Here is a 17,852-nt window from a genome sequence, read left to right on the forward strand (position 1 = left end):
CGCCGGCCGGCCGCCCCGGCCAGGACCGTTACCGCCCTTGAAAGGCCCCGCGATGCCGAAGCAGTTCCGACGGACCAGAACCGCCGTGTTCGCCCTGGTCGCCCTCGCGGCCGCACTGTTCCTCCCGGCGGCCGGACCCGCGAGCGCCGTCACCGACCCGTGCGGCACGGGCGGCAACCCGGTCGTGTGCGAGAACTCCAAGCCGGGCACGCCGATGTCCGACTGGTTCTCCGGGAACAGCTACGGCGACATCGCGGGCTTCGCGACGAAGGTGAGCGCGCAGCCCGGCGAGACCGTCCAGTTCAAGGTCCAGTCGCCGGTCGCGTACCACGTCGCCGTCTTCCGGCTCGGCTGGTACGGCGGCGACGGTGCCCGGCAGATATCGACGGCCGCACAGGCCGCGCAGACCTATCCCGCCAACTACACCACCAAGCGCGCCGATTGCCTCTCCGACAAGACGACGGGGCTGCTCGACTGCGGCAACTGGCCGGTCACCGCGTCCTGGACGGTGCCGGCGGACGCCGTCTCGGGGCTCTACATCGTCAACTTCGACCAGGCGGACGGCAACGGCCTGATGCCGTACCCCGTCATCGTGCGCAACGACGCCGGCACCTCCGACATCCTCGTGCAGACGGCTGACCAGTCCTGGCAGGCGTACAACAAATGGGGCGGTGCCAATCTCTACGACGGCAACGGTCCGGCCCCCGACGGGCGTGCGTACAAGGTCAGTTACAACCGTCCGATGGACATCGGCGGCGACAACGGCGTCTACGGCTCCGAGTTCGAGATGATCGCCTGGCTGGAACGCAACGGCTACGACGTGAGCTACACCTCCGGTGTCGACATCGCCACCCGGGGCGCCACGATCCTGCCGAAGCACCGGATGTACATCTCGCAGGGGCACGACGAGTACTGGACCGCCGAGCAGTTCACCCATGTCCTCAACGCCCGCAAGGGCGGCCAGCACCAGGGGTACTTCGCGGGCAACGAGATCTTCTGGAAGACCCGGCTGGAGCCGGCCATCGACTCAGGCAAGGCGGCCGACCGGACCCTGGTCTGCTACAAGGAGACCAAGCTGAAGTTCCCGACCCCGAACGGCGTCCCCGACCCCAGCACCACCTGGACGGGTACCTGGATGGACCCGGACAGCACCAAGGGCGGGGCGCCGTACCGGCCGCAGAACATCCTGACCGGCTCGCTGTTCCAGGTGAACGGCTACCGCAGCGACGCCATCAAGGTCCCGGCGGCGTACGCGAAGATGCGGCTGTGGCGCAACACCTCGGTCGCCTCGCTGACCGGCAGCCAGGTCGCCACCTTCCCGACGGGGACCCTCGGCTACGAGTGGGACGCCGACGTCGAGAACGCCTCGCGGCCGGCCGGCGAGATCCGGATGTCGTCGACATCCGTCGACATCCAGGACGGCAAGTACCTGCTCGACTGGGGCAACTCCTACGGGAACGGCACCGCCACCCACAGTCTGGTCGCCTTCCGCGACCAGACGTCCAAGGCGCTGGTGTTCGGCACCGGCACCGTGCAGTGGTCATGGGGGCTCGCCAACGTGCCGACGTCCGACCCGGCGGGCGGGGTCGTCACCGAGGACAAGCGGATGCAGCAGGCGACCGTGAACATCCTCGCCGACATGGGGATCCAGCCCAAGACCCTGCAGTCCACGCTGGTCGCCGCCACCGCCTCCGCCGACAGCACCGGCCCCACCGTCACCGTGACGAGCCCCGCCCCGAACAGCTCCGTCCCCGCACTGCGCCAGATCACCGTCACCGGGACGGCCGCGGACACCGGCGGCGGCGTGGTCGCCCGGGTCGAGGTCTCCACGGACGGCGGCACCACCTGGCGCGCCGCCGACGGCACCGCCTCGTGGAGCTATACCTGGACACCGATGACCCAGGGCTCCGTCCAGCTCAAGGTCCGGGCCGTGGACGACAGCGTCAACATAGGCACCGAGACGACGGTGCCGCTGACCGTGGCGGCCCAGCAGTGCCCGTGCACCGTCTGGCCCGCCTCCACCGCGCCCGCCACTCCCAACGGCGCCGACGGCAGCTCCGTCGAACTCGGGGTGAAGATCCGCAGCTCCGCCCCCGGCACGATCACCGGCATCCGCTTCTACAAGAGCGCCGCCAACACCGGTACGCACAAGGGAAGTCTGTGGTCCGCGTCCGGGCAACTGCTCGCCACCGGCACCTTCACCGGTGAGACCGCGTCGGGCTGGCAGCAGATGAAGTTCGCCACCCCGGTGCCGGTGAAGGCCGACACGACCTACATCGCCTCGTACTTCGCCCCCAAGGGCGGATACTCCTACGACCAGGGCTACTTCACCTCCCAGAGCGCCGGTCTCGCCCCGCTGACGGCGCTGAAGAACGGGACGGACGGCGGCAACGGCGTCTACCAGTACACCTCTTCCGGCGCCTTCCCCGCCCAGTCCGCGAACGGGGCGAACTACTGGGTGGACGCCATCTTGGAGACCGGCACCGCGAGCACCGTGCCGCCGACCGTCACCGCGCGGACCCCCGCGGCGAACGCCACGGGCGTGTCGATCACCGCGCCGCTGTCCGCCGCGTTCAGCACGGCGGTGGACGCCGGCACGCTGGTGTTCACCGTGAAGGACCAAAGCGGCGCGGCCGTGCCGGGTAAGGCGACGCTGAGCGCGGACGGCCGCACCGCCGCCTTCACCCTGTCGGGGCAGCTCGCCCTCGGCGCCCCCTACACGGTGTCCGTGCAGGCCGCCGACCTGTGGGGCAATGTGATGACGGCACCGTCCGACTGGACCTTCACCACCAGCGCCACCCCGCCGCCCACCGCCTGCCCGTGTGATCTGTGGGGCGCCGAGGCCGTCCCGTCGAAGGCCGCGGAGACCAACGACGCCAACTCGCTGGAGCTGGGCACCCGGTTCCAGTCGGCGGTGGACGGCAAGGTCACCGGTGTCACCTTCTACAAGTCCGCCACCAACACCGGCACGCACACCGGCAGTCTGTGGAGCGACACCGGCACCCTGCTGGCCAGCGGCACCTTCACCGGCGAGACGGCGACCGGATGGCAGCGGCTCACCTTCGCCACTCCGGTCCCCGTCACCGCCCAGACCCGTTATGTGGTCTCGTACCATGCGCCGAACGGCAACTACGCCTCGGACGGCGGCTATTTCGGCACCGCTTTTCTGAACTATCCGCTGAGCGCTCCGGCGAGCACCTCGGACCGGCCCAACGGTCTCTACAAATACGGGACCGTGAGCGCCTTCCCGACCTCCTCGTACAACGCCACGAACTACTGGGTCGGCCCTCTCTTCACGACGGGCTGATCCACCGGCCGGGCGCCGGTCCGCCGCGGACCGGTCCCGCGGACGGGGCGCCCCACCGGCCCACCGACTCGTCGACCCCACCGGCCCCACCGACCCGATCCGCCCCACCTGCCTCGGCCGCCGAACCGGCCTCCACGGAAAGACGGGGAACGCCCCACATGAGCTCAGTCAGCGTCGTGATCCCCTGCTACAAGTACGGCCACTTCCTGGCCGACTGCGTACGCAGTGTGCTCGACGAACAGCCCGGTCTCGACGTACGGGTGCTGATCATCGACGACGCATCCCCCGACGACTCGGCGGAGGTGGCCCGCAAGCTCGCGGCCGGCGACCCGAGGATCGAGGTACGGGTCCACGAGACGAACCGGGGGCACATCGCCACGTACAACGAGGGGCTCCTGGAGTGGGCGGACGGCGACTACGTCGTCCTGCTGTCCGCCGACGACCGGCTCGTCCCCGGGGCGCTCGTCCGCGCCGCCGCACTGCTCGACGCCCACCCGGAGGCGGGCTTCTGCTACGGGCGGCCGCTGCGCTTCGAGCACGGCGGCCCCCTGCCGGCGGCCCGCACCCAGGGCACCGGATCCGTCGTCTACCCCGGGCACTGGTGGCTGGAACGGCGCTTCCGCGAGGGCACCGGGTGCATCACCTCGCCCGAGGTGATGGTGCGCACCAGCCTCCAGCGGAAGGTCGGCGGCTACGACCCGGAACTGCCGCACGCGGGCGACATCGAGATGTGGATGCGGCTCGCCGCCCACGCGGACGTCGGCTACGTCCAGGGCGCGGACCAGGCGTACTACCGGGTGCACGGACACAACATGTCCACCACGGACTTCGGCGGCCAGCTCGACGACATCCGCCAGCGCCGGGCTGCCTTCACCGCGGTCCTCGACAAGTGCGGCGACCGTCTCCCCCAGGCCGGCCGGCTGGCCGAACTCGTCGACACCCGGCTGGCCCGGCAGGCGCTGCGGCGCGCCTACCGGGCGTACGACCGGGGGCGCACCGGCGTGGTGCCGGTGGCCGAGCTGGAGGCCTTCGCGCGCGCGTGCCGCCCGGACGCCGAGACGCTGCCGGAGTACCGGGCGCTGCGGCTGCGGCGCCGGATCGGCGCGCGGACCATGCCGTACCTCCAGCCGCTGATCCTGTCGGCGGTGGCCGACCGGGCGCGCGAGTGGCTGTGGTGGCGGTCCTGGCGGCGGCGCGGCATCTGACCGGCGCCCCTGCCCCTCCGCCCCCTTCCCTCTGTTCTCCTGCTTTCCCCCTCAAGTCCCTCCGTGGAAAGGCATGTCCGTGAACTACCGGGTGCAGCCCACCGCCCAGGTCGACGCCCAGGCGGTCGTCGGCGCCGGCACCAGCGTGTGGGAACTCGCACAGATCCGCGAGGACGCCCGCCTCGGCGAGAACTGTGTGATCGGCCGGGGTGCCTACATCGGCCCCGGGGTCACCCTCGGCGACAACTGCAAGCTGCAGAACCACGCCCTGGTGTACGAGCCCGCCGTCCTCGGCGACGGGGTCTTCATCGGCCCGGCGGCCGTGCTCACCAACGACCACCATCCGCGCGCCGTCGATCCGGACGGGCGGCTGAAGCGGGGCGGCGACTGGGAGCCGGTCCCTGTACGGGTCGGCGAGGGCGCGGCGGTCGGGGCCCGCGCGGTGTGCGTCGCGCCGGTGACGATCGGCCGCTGGGCCCTGGTCGCGGCCGGTGCGGTGGTCACCTCGGACGTACCCGACTTCGCCCTGGTGATGGGGGTGCCCGCACGGCAGACCGGCTGGGTCGGCCGGGCCGGCGAACGGCTGACCCCCGATCCCGCTCGGCCCGGGGTGTGGTGCTGCCCGCGGACGGGCGCGCGGTACGAGGAGTCGGACGGACGGCTCACGGAGTGCGATGCGCCGCGGTGAGCCGGCGTGCGGCGCGGCGCCGGCGCCGCGCCGTCGCGTACCGCTCGGACCACAGTGCGGACACCACGCCCACCAGGGTGGCGAGCGCGCCCGCCCCGGCCACGGCGCGGGTGCGATTGGGCGGCAGGGCGACGGTGCCGGGGCGGTTGAGCAGGTCGACGGTGAGCAGGCTCGCCGTCGGGACGTTCTGCCGTGTCTGGAGGGCGGCCAGATGCCGGCCGTACACCCCGACGATCGCCTGGACGACCCGGTCGGCCTCCTCGGGCGCGGTCTGTTCGGCCTCGATCTGGAGGGTGGGGATCGAGTAGGACGGGGTGGCGCTGGTGCCGCTGTTGCGCGGCACGAGGCGATAGGTTCCGTGCACCCCCGCCTTCTTCAACTCGGCTTTGCCTTCGGGCGCTTGAATCTGTTGGACCACCGCGTAGGAGACCATCGCCAGCGAGGGCTGGAGGTTGGTGAGCTGGTTGGGCTGGTTGCCGGTGCGCGGCGGCTTCACCACGAGCACGGCAGAGCTCTGGTAGCGCGGCGGGGGCCGCAGTGCCGGGTAGCAGGCGGTGGCGGTGACGAGTGCCGTGAACAGCAGGACGTACCAGCGGCGCAGCAGCACCCGGGCGAATCCCTCGGGGATCAGCGCCCCGGCCCCCACTTCGGGATCCGCGGCCGCGTCGGCAGCGGTGTCGCCGGCCGGACCCGTGGCCGTCGTCGCGGCTCTCGCACCCGTTTTCACGTCTGTGCCCCCGTCCGTGGTCATCGGGACCGATACTGGCACCACCGGGGTCGGCAGGGGGAGGATTCGTGAGCATCGCCGACATCTTCCGTGTGCTGTACCGGCGTTGGTACGTGATGGTGCCGCTGACCCTGCTGAGCCTGCTGGCGGGCGGCTACCTCGCGACGACGGTCCCGGTGACCTACGAGTCGCGCGCCGAGATGGCGCTGCTGAACTCGGCGCGGGTCGCCCGGCCGGCCCCCAGTTACGGCAACCCGCTGGCGTACACGAGCGGTTCGCTGATCGGGACGGCCGATGTGCTGATCCGGGCCCTCCAGTCGCCGGAGACGGTGCGGTCGCTGCGCGAGCGCGGGGTCACGGACGCCTACGGGGTCGACTTCGCCGCCAACGCGGACGGACCGTTGCTCACCTTGACGGTCACCGGCGAGGACCGGACGCGGGTACTCGACGAGACGCGGCGGATCACCGACTACGCGGCCGAGCAACTGCGCACCCTGCAACGGCAGGTGAAGGTGCCCGAGGGCTACGAGGTGCGGTCGGCCCGGATCGTCCCGCCGCAGAAGCCGGTGTCGGAGCCCAAGTCCCGCTATCAGAAGGTCGCCGCCGTGGTGGCGTTCGGCCTCGCCGGGGCCTTCGTCCTGTCCTTCGTGGTGGAGGCCTGGGCGGCGGCACGGCGCCGCGCGCGCGGGCTTCCGGAGCCCCGGGGGGCCGCCCCGTCGGCGCCCCGGCCGGGCGCGGGCCGGATCCGTACCCTGCTGACCCGTCCGCTCGACGCCGCGGCGGTGCTCACCGGCTATCTGGCACTCGCCCTGTTCCTGCCGTCGAACCTGGCGCTGCCCGCGCTGGGCGGCGCCGGCACCCCGGCGAACGTGTTCGCGCTCCTCGGGCTGTTCTGGTATCTCGCGACCTGGTCCCGCGGCCGGATCGCGCCCGCGCCCGGCACCCGTACCGTACGGACGGTGATGCTGGTCCTGGCGCTGGCCGTGCTGCTCTCGTACGTCGCCAACCAGGACCGGATCAGCTCGCAGAAGGAGATACTGGCGGCCGACCGGGGACTGATCGTGCTCCTGGTGTGGGTGTCGCTGGTGGTCGTGGCCTCGGCCGGGATCCAGGACCGCAAGCGGCTGGACGTGCTGCTGCGCCGGCTGGTGGTGATGGGGTCGGTGGTGGCCGCGCTGGGTCTGTACGACTTCTTCACCGGCACCAACATCGCCGACTCGCTGCACATCCCCGGGCTCAATTCGAGCGTGGCGAGCGTCTCGGTCCTGGACCGGGGCTCGTTCACCCGGCCCCGGTCGCTCACCGCGCATCCGCTGGAGTTCAGCGGCATGCTGGCGATCCTGCTGCCGTTCGCCCTCGCGCAGGCCCTCGATCCGGCGCGCCGGGCCGCCGGGGCGCTGCGCCGGTGGGCCCCCGTGGTGCTGCTGGGCGGCGGGCTCCCGCTGACGGTGTCGCGCACCTCGATCATCGGCGTCCTGGTCGTCGTGCTGATCATGATGCCGCGCTGGAAGCCGCAGCGGCGCTGGACCGCGATCGGCATCCTGTTCGGGTCGGTCGCGGTGTTCAAGGTGCTCGTGCCGGGACTGATCGGCACCATCACCGGGCTGTTCGCGGGCAGCCTCAACAACGCCGACAGCAGCACCCAGGCCCGGACCATCAAGTACCCGAAGATCTACGAGTACTTCACCCAGGATCCGCTCTTCGGCCGGGCCTTCGGCACCTTCACGCCGGAGCGCTACTTCTTCACCGACAACCAGTACCTGCTCACGCTCGCCGAACTCGGCGCGCTCGGCGTGGCGTGCCTGCTGCTGCTCGGGCTCACCGGAGTGCACCAGGGCGGCGCGATCCGGCGCCTCGCGGGTGACGAGGCGGACCGGGAGCTGGGACAGGCGTTCTTCGCGACATCGATGGTGGCCCTGGTCATCGGGGCCACCTTCGACACGCTCAGCTTCCCCATGTTCGCGGGGGTGTTCTTCCTCCTGCTGGGCCTCGGCGGCAGCTGCCTCGGCTTCGTACGGCGGGAGGCGGCCGCGCACGCCTCGGTTCCCGGGCCCCCCGTCGGCCCCCTCGCCCGTCCCACCGACTCGCCTCAGCTCGTGGAGATGTGATGTCCCGTCAACTCGATCGGTCCGAGGACCGCCGGACCGGCACGGTCGCCGTGGTCGTCGTGACCTGGAACAGCGCGGCCGTGCTGCCCGGCTTCCTGGACGCGCTTCCGGCCGCGATGGCGGGTCTGGAGTGGCGGCTCGTCGTCGCCGACAACGATTCCTCGGACGACACCGTCGCCGTGCTCCGTAAGCACGCCCCGGACGCCACCGTCGTCGAGACCGGCCGCAACGGCGGCTACGCCTTCGGCGTCAACGCGGCCCTGCGCGCGGCCGGGGCCTTCGACGGAGACTGCGCGGCGGTGCTGGTCTGCAACCCGGACATCAGGATGACCGAGGGGTGCGCCGCGACCCTGGTCGCGGGCCTCGGCGACGAGCTGCCGGACGGCACCCGGGCCGGGATCACGGTGCCCCTGCTGTACGAGGCGGACGGCACCCTGGTCCACTCGCTGCGCCGGGAGTCCACGGTGCCCCGGGCGCTGGGCGAGGCCGTGCTCGGCAACCGGCGGGCCGGCCGGTTCCCGCGCTGGAGCGAGCTGGTCACCGCACCCGGCGCCTACGCGGGGCGGACGAGTCCGGACTGGGCGACGGGGGCGCTGATGGCGCTGTCCGCCGAGTGCCTGGCGGACTGCGGGCCGTGGGACGAGTCGTTCTTCCTCTACTCGGAGGAGACCGAGTACTGCCTGCGGGCCCGGGACCTCGGCCACCGCACCCGGCTCGAACCGGAGGCCCGCGCCGTCCATCTCGGCGGGGAGTCGCGGGTCTCGCCGCGGCTGTGGTCGCTGCTCGTGGTCAACCGGGTCCGGCTCTACCGGCGGCGCCACGGGCTCGCCGCCACGACCGCGTTCCGGGGGGCGGTGCTGCTGCGGGAGTTCTCCCGGGCGGCCCTCGGCCGCCGGCCGGCCCGGGCCGCGGTGCGGGCCCTGCTCGGCGGGGGCGGGGGCCCGGCCGGAGCCGCCGGCGCGGCGGGGCACCGGGCCGGGCCGCCCACGGGTGCCGCGCGGGGGTGACGGGGAGTACCGCGCGGCGCTCCCGGGAGCGCCGCGCGTTTCTCCTGTCACCCGGCCGTCACGGTCTGATCAGTTGACGTTGACACCCCGCCAGGCGTTCTGGACGGCCGCGACCTCGGCACTGCCCGCGCCGTACAGGTCGGTGGCCGCCGCGACGGTGCCGGTGCGGGCGGCCGCGTAGTTCGTGGAGGACGTGAACTTGGTGCTCAGCGCCCGGAACCAGATCTTCGCGGCCTTGCCCCGGCCGATGCCGGTGACGGGCAGGCCGTCGGAGGTCGGCGAGTCGTAGGTGACCCCGTTGATGGTCTTCGTACCACTGCCCTCGGACAGCAGATAGAAGAAGTGGTTGGCCGGGCCCGACGAGTAGTGCACGTCGATCGAGCCGATGCCGGAGTACCAGGCGTCCTTGGACACGCCGTCCCTGCTCGGTTTGTCCATGTAGCGCAGCGGGGTGCCGTTGCCGTTGAGGTCGAGGTTCTCGGCGATGAGGTAATCGCCCTTGTCGGTGGCGTTGTTGGCGTAGAACTCGATCGAGGAGCCGAAGATGTCGGAGGTGGCCTCGTTCAGGCCGCCGGACTCGCCGCTGTAGACGAGGGCCGCCGTGTAGGAGGTGACGACATGGGCCATCTCGTGGCCGGCGATGTCGGTGACGGTGAGCGGCTTGGCGTTGCCCGGGCCGTCGCCGTACGTCATGCAGGAGCAGGTTCCGTCGAAGAACGCGTTGGCGTAACCGTCGCCGTAGTGGACCCGCGAGTTGATGGGGGTTCCGTCGCCGCGCAGGCCGTTGCGGCCCAGCTCGTTCTTGTAGAAGTCCCAGGCGGTGGCGGCGATGTAGTGGGCGTCGGCGGCGGCGCTCTCGCGGTTGGACGCGAGGCCGTTGCCCCAGGTGTCGGTCGTGTTGGTGAACAGCGTGCCCGTGCCGGTCGTGGCGCCCTTGAGGTCGTACGTCTTGGCGCCGCCGCGTGCGGCGTCGGTGAGGGTGTAGGAGCCCTGTTTGCCCGGGGTGGTGCCGAGGGTGACCTGGCCGCTGTACAGGGTGTTGCCGACGCCGGTCTCGATGGACTCGTAGGAGAAGAGCCCCTTGCCGCTGGTGGCGTCGGTGATGACGTGGCGGCGGCTCGGGGTGCCGTCGGCCTGCGTACCGGTGACCACGGTCTCCCAGGCGAGGACGGGCTTGCCGGTGGCGGCCCAGATCACCTTGCGCGTGGTGTCGGCCTTGGCCGACCGGGCGTCGGAGGCGGCGACGGCGGACTTGCCGGCGGTGGCGGCGGCGACGGCCGGGGCGGTGGTGGGGACCGATATCCGGGCGCCGGTCGCCTTGGTGGTGGAGCGGGCGCCGTCCTTCTTCTCGTGGACGACGAGGTCGCCGCCGAGGACCGGCAGGCCGGCGTAGGTGCGCTCGTAGCGGGTGTGGACCGTGCCGTCGGCGTCCTTGACGACGTCACGGACGACCAGCTTCTCCTGGCCGCCGAGGCCGATGGCCTGGGCGGTGGCGTCGGCTCCGGCCTGGGCGTCCTGGAGGGCGGCGACGCGCTGCGAGGCGCTGAGGGCGACCGCGGTCGCTCCGGCCTCGCGCGGAGCGCCGGCACTGGCGGATCCGGTCTGGACACCGATGACGACCATGGCCGCCGAGGCGAGCAGGGCGGCGGCGCGGACGGTGGTACGGCGGGGCGAGGTCTGCAGGCGGTTCACGCGGGCTCCTTCGCTGCGAGGGGCAGGGCGTGGGGGGGCTGGCTGAGAGCGTGCCAGCCAGTCGACGCGATTGACAGGTATACAACAAGCCTTTGCCCGGGGCGGTCGTACCGGAGGCCCTGTGAACCGAGGCGTACGGATGACCTCGTTCGGATCAAGTCGCGGGCCATGTGAAGACGACGGCGGCGATAGCCCCAGGCGTCGGCGACCGTGACATCCCGCACGAGTGGAGACTCGCGCGTCTCCCGCCGGACACCAGGCCGCTGCCTTCGGTGCCGCACTATGGCCAGTCGCTCCGAGGCCGACGACCGCACGCTCAAGGACCGATGAGCCACCGCGCCTTCCTCGCCGAACCGCCGATGGCCGACGGACACGACTGCTCCGCACGGCTTCAGGCCGAGGCCGCTGACACGAAGCGCCGTCGAAGCTCGTGGATATTCATCGCCCCAGTGCTCGGCCCTGGGGGAGGCAGCTCGAAGACGCGTCCTAGTCCTCCCACGCGGTGTAGTGGCTGGCCGGATTCACCAGGTAGCGCACCGTGGGCCGGGCGAGGTGCGCCACGCGGTGGGTGCGGGCGTAGCGGCGGATCAGTTCCCAGTCCTCGCGGGGCAGCACGCTCGGGGTGCGGCGGAGTCTGCTGAAATGGAGGGCGGGGGTGCGCCGGGCGACGAACGCGTTGGTGTCGAGGAAGGCCGTGTGGGCGGCCCTGCGCCGGTCGAACGGAACGGACAGGACGTCCCGTTCGGTGCCGTCCGGGTGGATCCGGCGCAGCGCGGTGTAGACGCCGTCCGGTCCGCCGGGGGCGTCGAGGGCGGCCAGGGCGTGTTCGAGGTGATCGGGTTCCCACTCGTTGTCGTCGTCCAGGAAGGCCACGTACGCCGAGTCGGTGAGCCGGATGCCGATGTTGCGCACCACGCCGGCGACGCCGGTGTTGCGGCGCAGAGAGACGGCGAACAGCCGCTCGTCGTCCGGCAGTTCAGCCAAGCCGGCGCCGTCGTCGACGACGAGGACGACATGGTCGCGCACGGTCTGACCGAGGGCCGAACGCACCGCCCGCCGCAGGGCCTCGGGGCGGCGGTGGGTGGCGACGACGGTGACGACCCGCGCGGCCGGGCGGCGCCCGAGGGCCCGGGTGAGCCGGGCCGTCTCCGCGTCCTCGAACCGGCGCAGCGGCCAGGCGGTGGGCGCCAGCAGCGCCTTGTTGCGCAGCTCGTACAGGACGAGCCAGCCGAAGCGCCTCTTGAGCAGCTCCCATGGGGCCCGTAACACCCGTCGCATCACAGGCGGTTGCGGACGGCGGTGAGGGACTTCGTCAGGCCGGCGACCCGCTCGGCGAGGATCACGGACCGCGGGAAGAGATGGCGCATCTCGGCACGGGTGAGCAGATCGATGTTGATGACCGCGTCCATGCCCTCCTCGGGCGTGGCGGGCCGGCTGTGGGTGAGCGGCCAGTGCCGGACGAGCTTCGCCTGCGCGGCCAGCGGGAGGAACTGGAAGCCGGGGGCCAGGAAATGCGGCTCGATCGGAAAGTAGCGGTACGGGGTCTGCACCCAGTGCAGCGGCGCGAGTTGCTCGATCGCGGCGACGAACCGGCGGCGCTGGCTCGGGCCGCCGACGTGCTCGATCGTGGAGTTGGACACCACCAGGTCGAACTCGCCGAGTTTGGCGGGGACGTCGGGGTCGGTCACGTCGGCGACCTCCGCGCTCATCCACTCGGGCAGCACGCCGGGGTGCGGCTCCAGGTTGACCAGGTGCACCCGCAGGGGCCGGAGTGGGGAGCGCAGCCAGTTCTCGGCGGTACCGCCGAGGTCCACCACCCGCTTCTCCTCGATGCCGGGGAAGCAGGCGCGGAACCGCTCCCAGCGGGCGGCGCGGAACCGTTCGCCGAGCGAGTCGGGGGCGTCGACGAAACGGGCGCGGAGGGCACGGATGCCGGACATCGCATCAACCACCTGGGGTCGAAAGAGGCGGATCGAAAGTGGAAAGGCGGTGCGAGGGGAGAGGTGGTGCGAGGGGAGAGTGGATCGGCTCAACCGTAGTCGCGGCAAGGGGATTTATCAGGTGATCGCGTGATCCACTCGCGCCTGTCTCCGCTGCCGTCCGTGCGGCTCCGGCCGTCACTGCTTCGGCGCGGCCACGGGGGTTCCGTCCGCCATCCGATTGCCCCGCCAGACGTTGCCCTCGCCCGTCGGATTCCAGTAGGCGACCGGCCCGTACTTGCCGCCGTTCGGGTAGTACTGCGACGAGAAGACGTTGTCGGTGACCTCGATGCCGGTCGCGTCCTTGCCACCCGCGTACAGGCTGTACGCGCCGCCCGCGAGCCAGTTGTCATCGACGACGGTGTGGGTGACGGGCGCGCTGTCCGCGAAGAGCCCGACGGCGGCGGAGGCACCCTGGTCGACCGGGGTCGGGTTGAGCAGCGTGTTGTGCCGGATGGTCAGCTTGCCCTTGCCGCCGCCGTTGCTGATGACGGCGTTGGTGTGCTGCCACTCCCCGCCCAGATTGTGGAACGGGGTGATGTCGTGGACGTAGTTGTCGTGGATGTCGCCCTGGCCCATGGACAGGGCGTCGCCGAAGACGGAGACGTCGCAGAAGCCGACCTCGACCGGGCTGGTGCTCATGTTGGAGACGGCGTAGTCGGATCCGCCGTTGTCCGGTCCCTTGCCGGGGACGGCGGTGATGGTGGTGTGCAGGACGCGCAGTCCGGTGTAGCCGGGCCGCAGATTGATGCCCCACCAGTTGGTGGAGGTGATCCTGCTGTCGACGACGGTCACGTCGTTGGCGTAGATATCCAGGGAGCCGGTGATGTCCCAGCCCTTGATCACCGTGCCGTCGGTGCGGATGGCCGCGTTTCCGGTGGACTGAGGGGTCAGGGTGGCGGTCCGCGGGCCGGTGGTGGTGGCGTCGGGGTAGCCGCAGGCGCGGGGGCTCGCGCAGCCCTTCCGCGCGGCCGGCTTGCCGTCGGCGCCGCCCTGAGGGGTGCCCGAGGCATGGGGTTCCGTGAGGGCACGGGCGTCGCACAGCGCGGCACCGCCGAGGCAGAGCACCTGCTGGCCGAGGCCCGTGAAGGTGAAGAGGGAGAACAGCAGGACGGCGGCGAGCAGGGTCGCTGTGAGCAGAGTGCGGCGGCGGCCGGATCGGGCCAGGGGACTCACCTCATCGTTCTCGTGCCGGACCGGCCGGCTGGTGCGGTGGCGCAGGAGCGGAGTCGGGAGCGGGAGCCGGAGCCGTGGTAGTGGTAGTGGTAGTGGCAGCGCCGGCAGTAACAGTGGCGGTCGCGGTGGCGGGTGTCGGTACGGAGCCGGCCGGGGCCGGGTCCGGGATGGTGGCCGGGGCGGCGGCACGGGTCCGGCGGCGCCGGTCGAGCGCGCCGCGTACCAGTGTGCGGCCGGGCAGGGCGCACAGCCCGTATCCCATGAGCCCGACGACGCTCGTGGCGCACAGCGCGAGGGGCCCCTCCCCCAGCCGGCCGCGGCCCAGCACCAGCAGGACCGCCATCACCACCCCGCCGAGCACGGGCCGGGCGCACACCCGCAGCAGCGCGCGGGTCGCGATGCCGCCGCGCCGCAGGGCGGCGAGGAAGGCGGGCAGGACGATCAGTCCGGCGACCACGACATGACCGACGGCGACGGTCCCGATCCCACCCGCCCGGGCGGCGAGCGTCAGCGCCGGGACCAGCGTGACCAGCCAGATCCCCTGGATCAGCAGAAGCGCGCGGCGGCGGCCGACGGCGACGAGACAGTCGTACGTCAGCTCGGCGGCGATCCGGGCGAGTCCGAGGGCCATCAGCCAGGGCAGCGCCGCGGCGGCGGGCCGCCACTTCGCCCCGTACACCAGCTCGACCAGCGGTCCGGCGAGCGCGGCGAGCAGCACACAGGCGGGCACGGTCGCGGTCATCAGGAGGCCGAGGGCGCGGGCGAAGCCGTCGACCAGGGCCTTCGGAGAGTCGGCGAGCCGCGAGAATCCGGCGAAGGAGACCCGGCGCGCGGTCTCGGAGATGACGCGCACGGGCCAGCCCGCCATGTTGAAGGCGAGCATGTAGTAGCCGAGGGCGACATTCCCGAGGACCGCGCCGACGATCATGGCGTCGGCGTTGACGACGGCGAGCGAGAGGAGGCTGGCCCCGGCGAGCGGCAGCCCGAACCGCAGCAGTTCCCGGGCCTGGGCGGGATCCCAGCCGAAGCGGAGCATGCCGGGCGCGGCGAACGCGCAGCCGGCCAGGGCCACGACGTTCCCGGCGACTGCGCCGCACGCGAAGCTCAGCGCGCCCTGGCCCTGGAGGGCGAGCAGCAGCGTCACCCCCGTGCTGACGACGAAGTTGAGGGCGTCGATCACCATCCGGCGGCCCTGGCGGAACTCCCGGGTGAGGACGCCGGCGGGCACCTGCGACAGGCCGTCGAGCACCAGGCACAGGCACATCACCCGCAGGACGACGGTGGCCTCGGGGGCGCCGAGCAGTCCGGCGACGGCCGGTGCCGCGGCGAACAGGGCCAGATAGAGCAGGCCGCTGGACAGGGCGCTGAGGCTGAGGACGGTGGGGGCAAAGCGGCGTACGTCGCCGTTCCAGCGCACCACGGCGAGGGTGACGCCGAGTTCATTGGCGGACAGCAGCACCATGAGGACCGTCTGGGCGACGCCGTAGACGCCCCAGGCGGCCGGATCGAGGACGTAACGGACCAGGATGATGCCGGTGGCGAAGTTGCCGAGCCGCATCACCATGGTGTTGATCAGGCTCCAGCGGGTGGCGGAGCGGACCTTGCTGCCCAGCGTCTCCGCGCCCGGCCCGTCGGGCGCTTCGGGCCCCCCGGGCTCCTCGGCCACCGGGGATTCCCGGGACTTCTGGGAGCCCCGAGCGTCCTGGGAGCCCTGGGTGCCCTGGGGTTCCCGTGGCTCCCGGGGCTCTCGTAACCCCTGAGAATCCCGCGATTCCTGGAGTGACGGGAACGCCTGGAGTGACGGGGACGCCTGGGGTGCCGGGGACGCCTGGTCGGGGGCGTCGTTCCGCATCGGGGGCTCCTCTTGGCCGGGGTCCGCCCGGGCCGGTCACTTGACCCAGGACGGAGGGCGCCGGGCGGGGCCGGTCCCGGGGGCCGGTCGCACGGGCAGCTGGACGGTGGGCTGGTCGCGCTGTTCGTACGGGGCACGCTGGTCCGGCAACGCGTGGCGCTCCCCAGGCTGTTCGGGCCGGGCGGCGCGCGGCGCGGGCCCGTCGCCGCCGCCCGGACCCTGGCGGTGCCGGGGGGGCGTGGTGGTCCCCCGGCCCCGGCGGCGGGCCTCCGCGAAGAAGGTCGCCACCAGGCTGAGGACGATGCCGAGACCCCCGCCCATCACCAGGTACTGGATGGTGGACTTGAGCTGGGCCTCGGGCTTCTGCGGCGGGACGATGGTGGTGATCCGGATCATCGCGTCCGGGGCCACCTTCTGGTCCGCCTGGAGTTCCTGGAGCCGCTTGCCCGTGAACGCCATGAGCGTCCGGTTCCCCCCGAGGACCGCCGCCGGGTCGTGACCGGTGACGGTGATCCAGAGCAACGGCCCCTGTGCGTTGTCCGCGATCTTCACCTCGTACTTCTCGGTGAGCCCCGCGCGCTTCAGATCCGCCTTCGCCGCATCGGAGTTGACGTTGCGGGCGAGGCTGTCGGCCATACCGGTCAGCGACGGCTCCATGCTCAGGAACGGATTGCCGTCGGCCGCCGCTCCCTTGCGGGAGTTGAGCAGCGCGACGGTGCTCTGCGAGCTGTACGAGACCGGCAGCACCCGCCAGGCCCCCACGACGAGCCCGGCGGTGAGCAGCAGCCCTGGCAGCAGGACGTACCAGCGTCGTCGCATGACCCGGAAGATCTCTGCGAGGTCCATGGCGTTTCCCCCCTGCGCCTGGTGCGGCGGCCCTCAACTACCGTGCCCTGAAAGAGGATAAAGGTGATCCTCGGCGATCGCGGGACTGTTGGCGCGGCCGGTCTTGAGCGTCGTGTCGCGTAGCTCACCGGTCGCGCCGGCCCCGCTCGGTGTCGGTGGGCCGCGGCCGGCCGGCCGCCGTGCCGCCCTCCAGGATCACCCGGGCGATCCGCTCGCCCGCCCGGCCGTCCCAGAGTCCGGGGCGGCGGGGCGGTGGCGGGTCGGCGAGGATCCGCAGCGCGGTGGCGGTGATCCGCTCCGGATCGCGGCCCGCGAGGACGTTGGTGCCCTGGTCGACGGTGATGGGGCGCTCGGTGTTGTCCCGGAGCGTGACGCAGGGGACGCCGAGCGCGGTGGTCTCCTCCTGGACGCCGCCGGAATCGGTGAGCACGATCCGGGCGCCGGCCTGGAGGGCGACGAAGTCCAGGTATCCGGCGGGCGGTACGAGCCGAACGCCTCCGGGGACGCCGAGCGCGGTCAGCTTCCCGGCGGCCCGGGGGTGGACGGGCAGGACCAGGGGGCAGTCGGCGGCGATCTCGCCGAGGGCCTTGAGGAGGCCGGTGAGGACGGCGGGGTCGTCGACGTTCGCGGGACGGTGGAGCGTGACGAGCCCGTACGTGCCCGGCTCGTGTCCGAGCCGGGCGAGGACGTCGGAGGCGGCGGCCCGCTCCCGGTTGGCGAACAGGGTGTCGATCATGACGTTGCCGACGACGTGGATCTGGTCGTCCCGGTACCCCTCGGCGCGCAGGTTGTCGGCGGCGTCGGGGGACGGGGCGAGCAGATAGTCGCTGAGCCGGTCGGTGGCGACCCGGTTGACCTCCTCGGGCATCGACCAGTCGCGGCTGCGCAGACCCGCCTCGACGTGGGCGAGCAGCGGGCCGGCCTTGGCGGTGACCAGAGCGCAGGCGAGGGTGGAGTTGACGTCGCCGACCACGACGACGGCGTCGGGGGCGAGGGTGTCGAGGAGCGGCTCGAAGGCGGTCATGACGCGGGCGGTCTGGGTGGCGTGGCTGCCGGAGCCGACGCCGAGGAAGTGGTCGGGCGGGCGCAGTCCGAGGTCCTGGAAGAAGACCTCATTCATGGCCGGATCGTAGTGCTGTCCGGTGTGGACGAGGACGGTCTCGGCTCCTTGGGCCTCCAGAGCGTCCAACACCGGTTTGATCTTCATGTAGTTGGGGCGGGCGCCCGCGACGCAGACGATGCGCTGAGGGGTCGGGCTCATGGGG

13 protein-coding genes are annotated in these 17,852 nt (G+C 72.2%); 5 read left to right on the forward strand and 8 right to left on the reverse strand.

Annotation, left to right across the window (positions count from 1 at the left end):
• Window positions 1–52: 52 nt before the first annotated feature.
• From ACGFRB_RS05180 to ACGFRB_RS05190, 3 genes are all read left to right on the forward strand, one after another.
• Window positions 53–3,307 carry a DUF4082 domain-containing protein gene (locus ACGFRB_RS05180; RefSeq protein ID WP_393239185.1) on the forward strand — a complete coding sequence of 1,085 codons (3,255 nt, stop codon included), beginning with the start codon at window positions 53–55 and terminating at the stop codon, window positions 3,305–3,307.
• A gap of 158 nt (window positions 3,308–3,465) precedes the next feature.
• Complete coding sequence (locus tag ACGFRB_RS05185; protein WP_393239188.1) at window positions 3,466–4,512, forward strand: glycosyltransferase family 2 protein; 1,047 nt, start codon at window positions 3,466–3,468, stop codon at window positions 4,510–4,512.
• Window positions 4,513–4,591: 79 nt separating this feature from the next.
• Window positions 4,592–5,200, forward strand: a complete 609-nt coding sequence (locus ACGFRB_RS05190; RefSeq protein WP_363004330.1) for an acyltransferase — start codon at window positions 4,592–4,594, stop codon at window positions 5,198–5,200.
• Here ACGFRB_RS05190 and ACGFRB_RS05195 read toward each other — a convergent pair.
• The gene (locus ACGFRB_RS05195; RefSeq protein ID WP_393239191.1) at window positions 5,175–5,951 is read right to left on the reverse strand and encodes a hypothetical protein; all 777 of its coding nucleotides are present in this window, start codon (window positions 5,949–5,951) and stop codon (window positions 5,175–5,177) included. The two genes, ACGFRB_RS05190 and ACGFRB_RS05195, sit on opposite strands and share 26 nt — an antisense overlap.
• A 44-nt stretch (window positions 5,952–5,995) precedes the next feature.
• Between ACGFRB_RS05195 and ACGFRB_RS05200 the strand changes: the two genes are divergently transcribed.
• Window positions 5,996–8,035 (forward strand): O-antigen ligase family protein, encoded by a 2,040-nt coding sequence (locus ACGFRB_RS05200; protein WP_393239194.1) that lies wholly within the window; start codon window positions 5,996–5,998, stop codon window positions 8,033–8,035.
• Entirely contained in the window at window positions 8,035–9,042 is a 1,008-nt protein-coding gene (locus ACGFRB_RS05205; protein WP_393239197.1) for a glycosyltransferase family 2 protein, read from the forward strand. Before ACGFRB_RS05200 ends, ACGFRB_RS05205 begins: the two co-directional genes overlap by 1 nt.
• A 69-nt stretch (window positions 9,043–9,111) precedes the next feature.
• Here ACGFRB_RS05205 and ACGFRB_RS05210 read toward each other — a convergent pair whose 3' ends face one another.
• The 7 genes from ACGFRB_RS05210 to wecB all read right to left on the reverse strand — a co-directional run bounded on the left by ACGFRB_RS05210 (window position 9,112) and on the right by wecB (window position 17,848).
• On the reverse strand, window positions 9,112–10,665 hold the full coding sequence (locus tag ACGFRB_RS05210) for a M4 family metallopeptidase (RefSeq protein ID WP_393239479.1): 1,554 nt from the start codon (window positions 10,663–10,665) through the stop codon (window positions 9,112–9,114).
• Between the two features lie 555 nt (window positions 10,666–11,220).
• A complete protein-coding gene (locus ACGFRB_RS05215) occupies window positions 11,221–12,012 on the reverse strand; it encodes a glycosyltransferase family 2 protein (RefSeq protein ID WP_393239200.1) in 792 nt (263 codons plus the stop codon).
• A complete protein-coding gene (locus ACGFRB_RS05220; protein WP_393239203.1) occupies window positions 12,012–12,674 on the reverse strand; it encodes a class I SAM-dependent methyltransferase in 663 nt (220 codons plus the stop codon). The genes ACGFRB_RS05215 and ACGFRB_RS05220 overlap by 1 nt, the downstream gene beginning before the upstream one ends.
• A 177-nt stretch (window positions 12,675–12,851) precedes the next feature.
• On the reverse strand, window positions 12,852–13,889 hold the full coding sequence (locus tag ACGFRB_RS05225; RefSeq protein WP_393239206.1) for a hypothetical protein: 1,038 nt from the start codon (window positions 13,887–13,889) through the stop codon (window positions 12,852–12,854).
• A 1-nt stretch (window position 13,890) separates the two neighbouring features.
• The gene (locus ACGFRB_RS05230; RefSeq protein WP_393239209.1) at window positions 13,891–15,555 is read right to left on the reverse strand and encodes an oligosaccharide flippase family protein; all 1,665 of its coding nucleotides are present in this window, start codon (window positions 15,553–15,555) and stop codon (window positions 13,891–13,893) included.
• Between the two features lie 222 nt (window positions 15,556–15,777).
• Complete coding sequence (locus ACGFRB_RS05235; protein WP_393239212.1) at window positions 15,778–16,587, reverse strand: chain length determinant protein; 810 nt, start codon at window positions 16,585–16,587, stop codon at window positions 15,778–15,780.
• A 124-nt stretch (window positions 16,588–16,711) separates the two neighbouring features.
• Window positions 16,712–17,848, reverse strand: a complete 1,137-nt coding sequence (wecB, locus tag ACGFRB_RS05240) for a non-hydrolyzing UDP-N-acetylglucosamine 2-epimerase (protein WP_393239215.1) — start codon at window positions 17,846–17,848, stop codon at window positions 16,712–16,714.
• Between the last annotated feature and the right edge of the window lie 4 nt (window positions 17,849–17,852).

Source organism: Streptomyces sp. NPDC048718 (assembly GCF_043198875.1).
Taxonomy (GTDB): Bacteria; Actinomycetota; Actinomycetes; order Streptomycetales; family Streptomycetaceae; genus Streptomyces.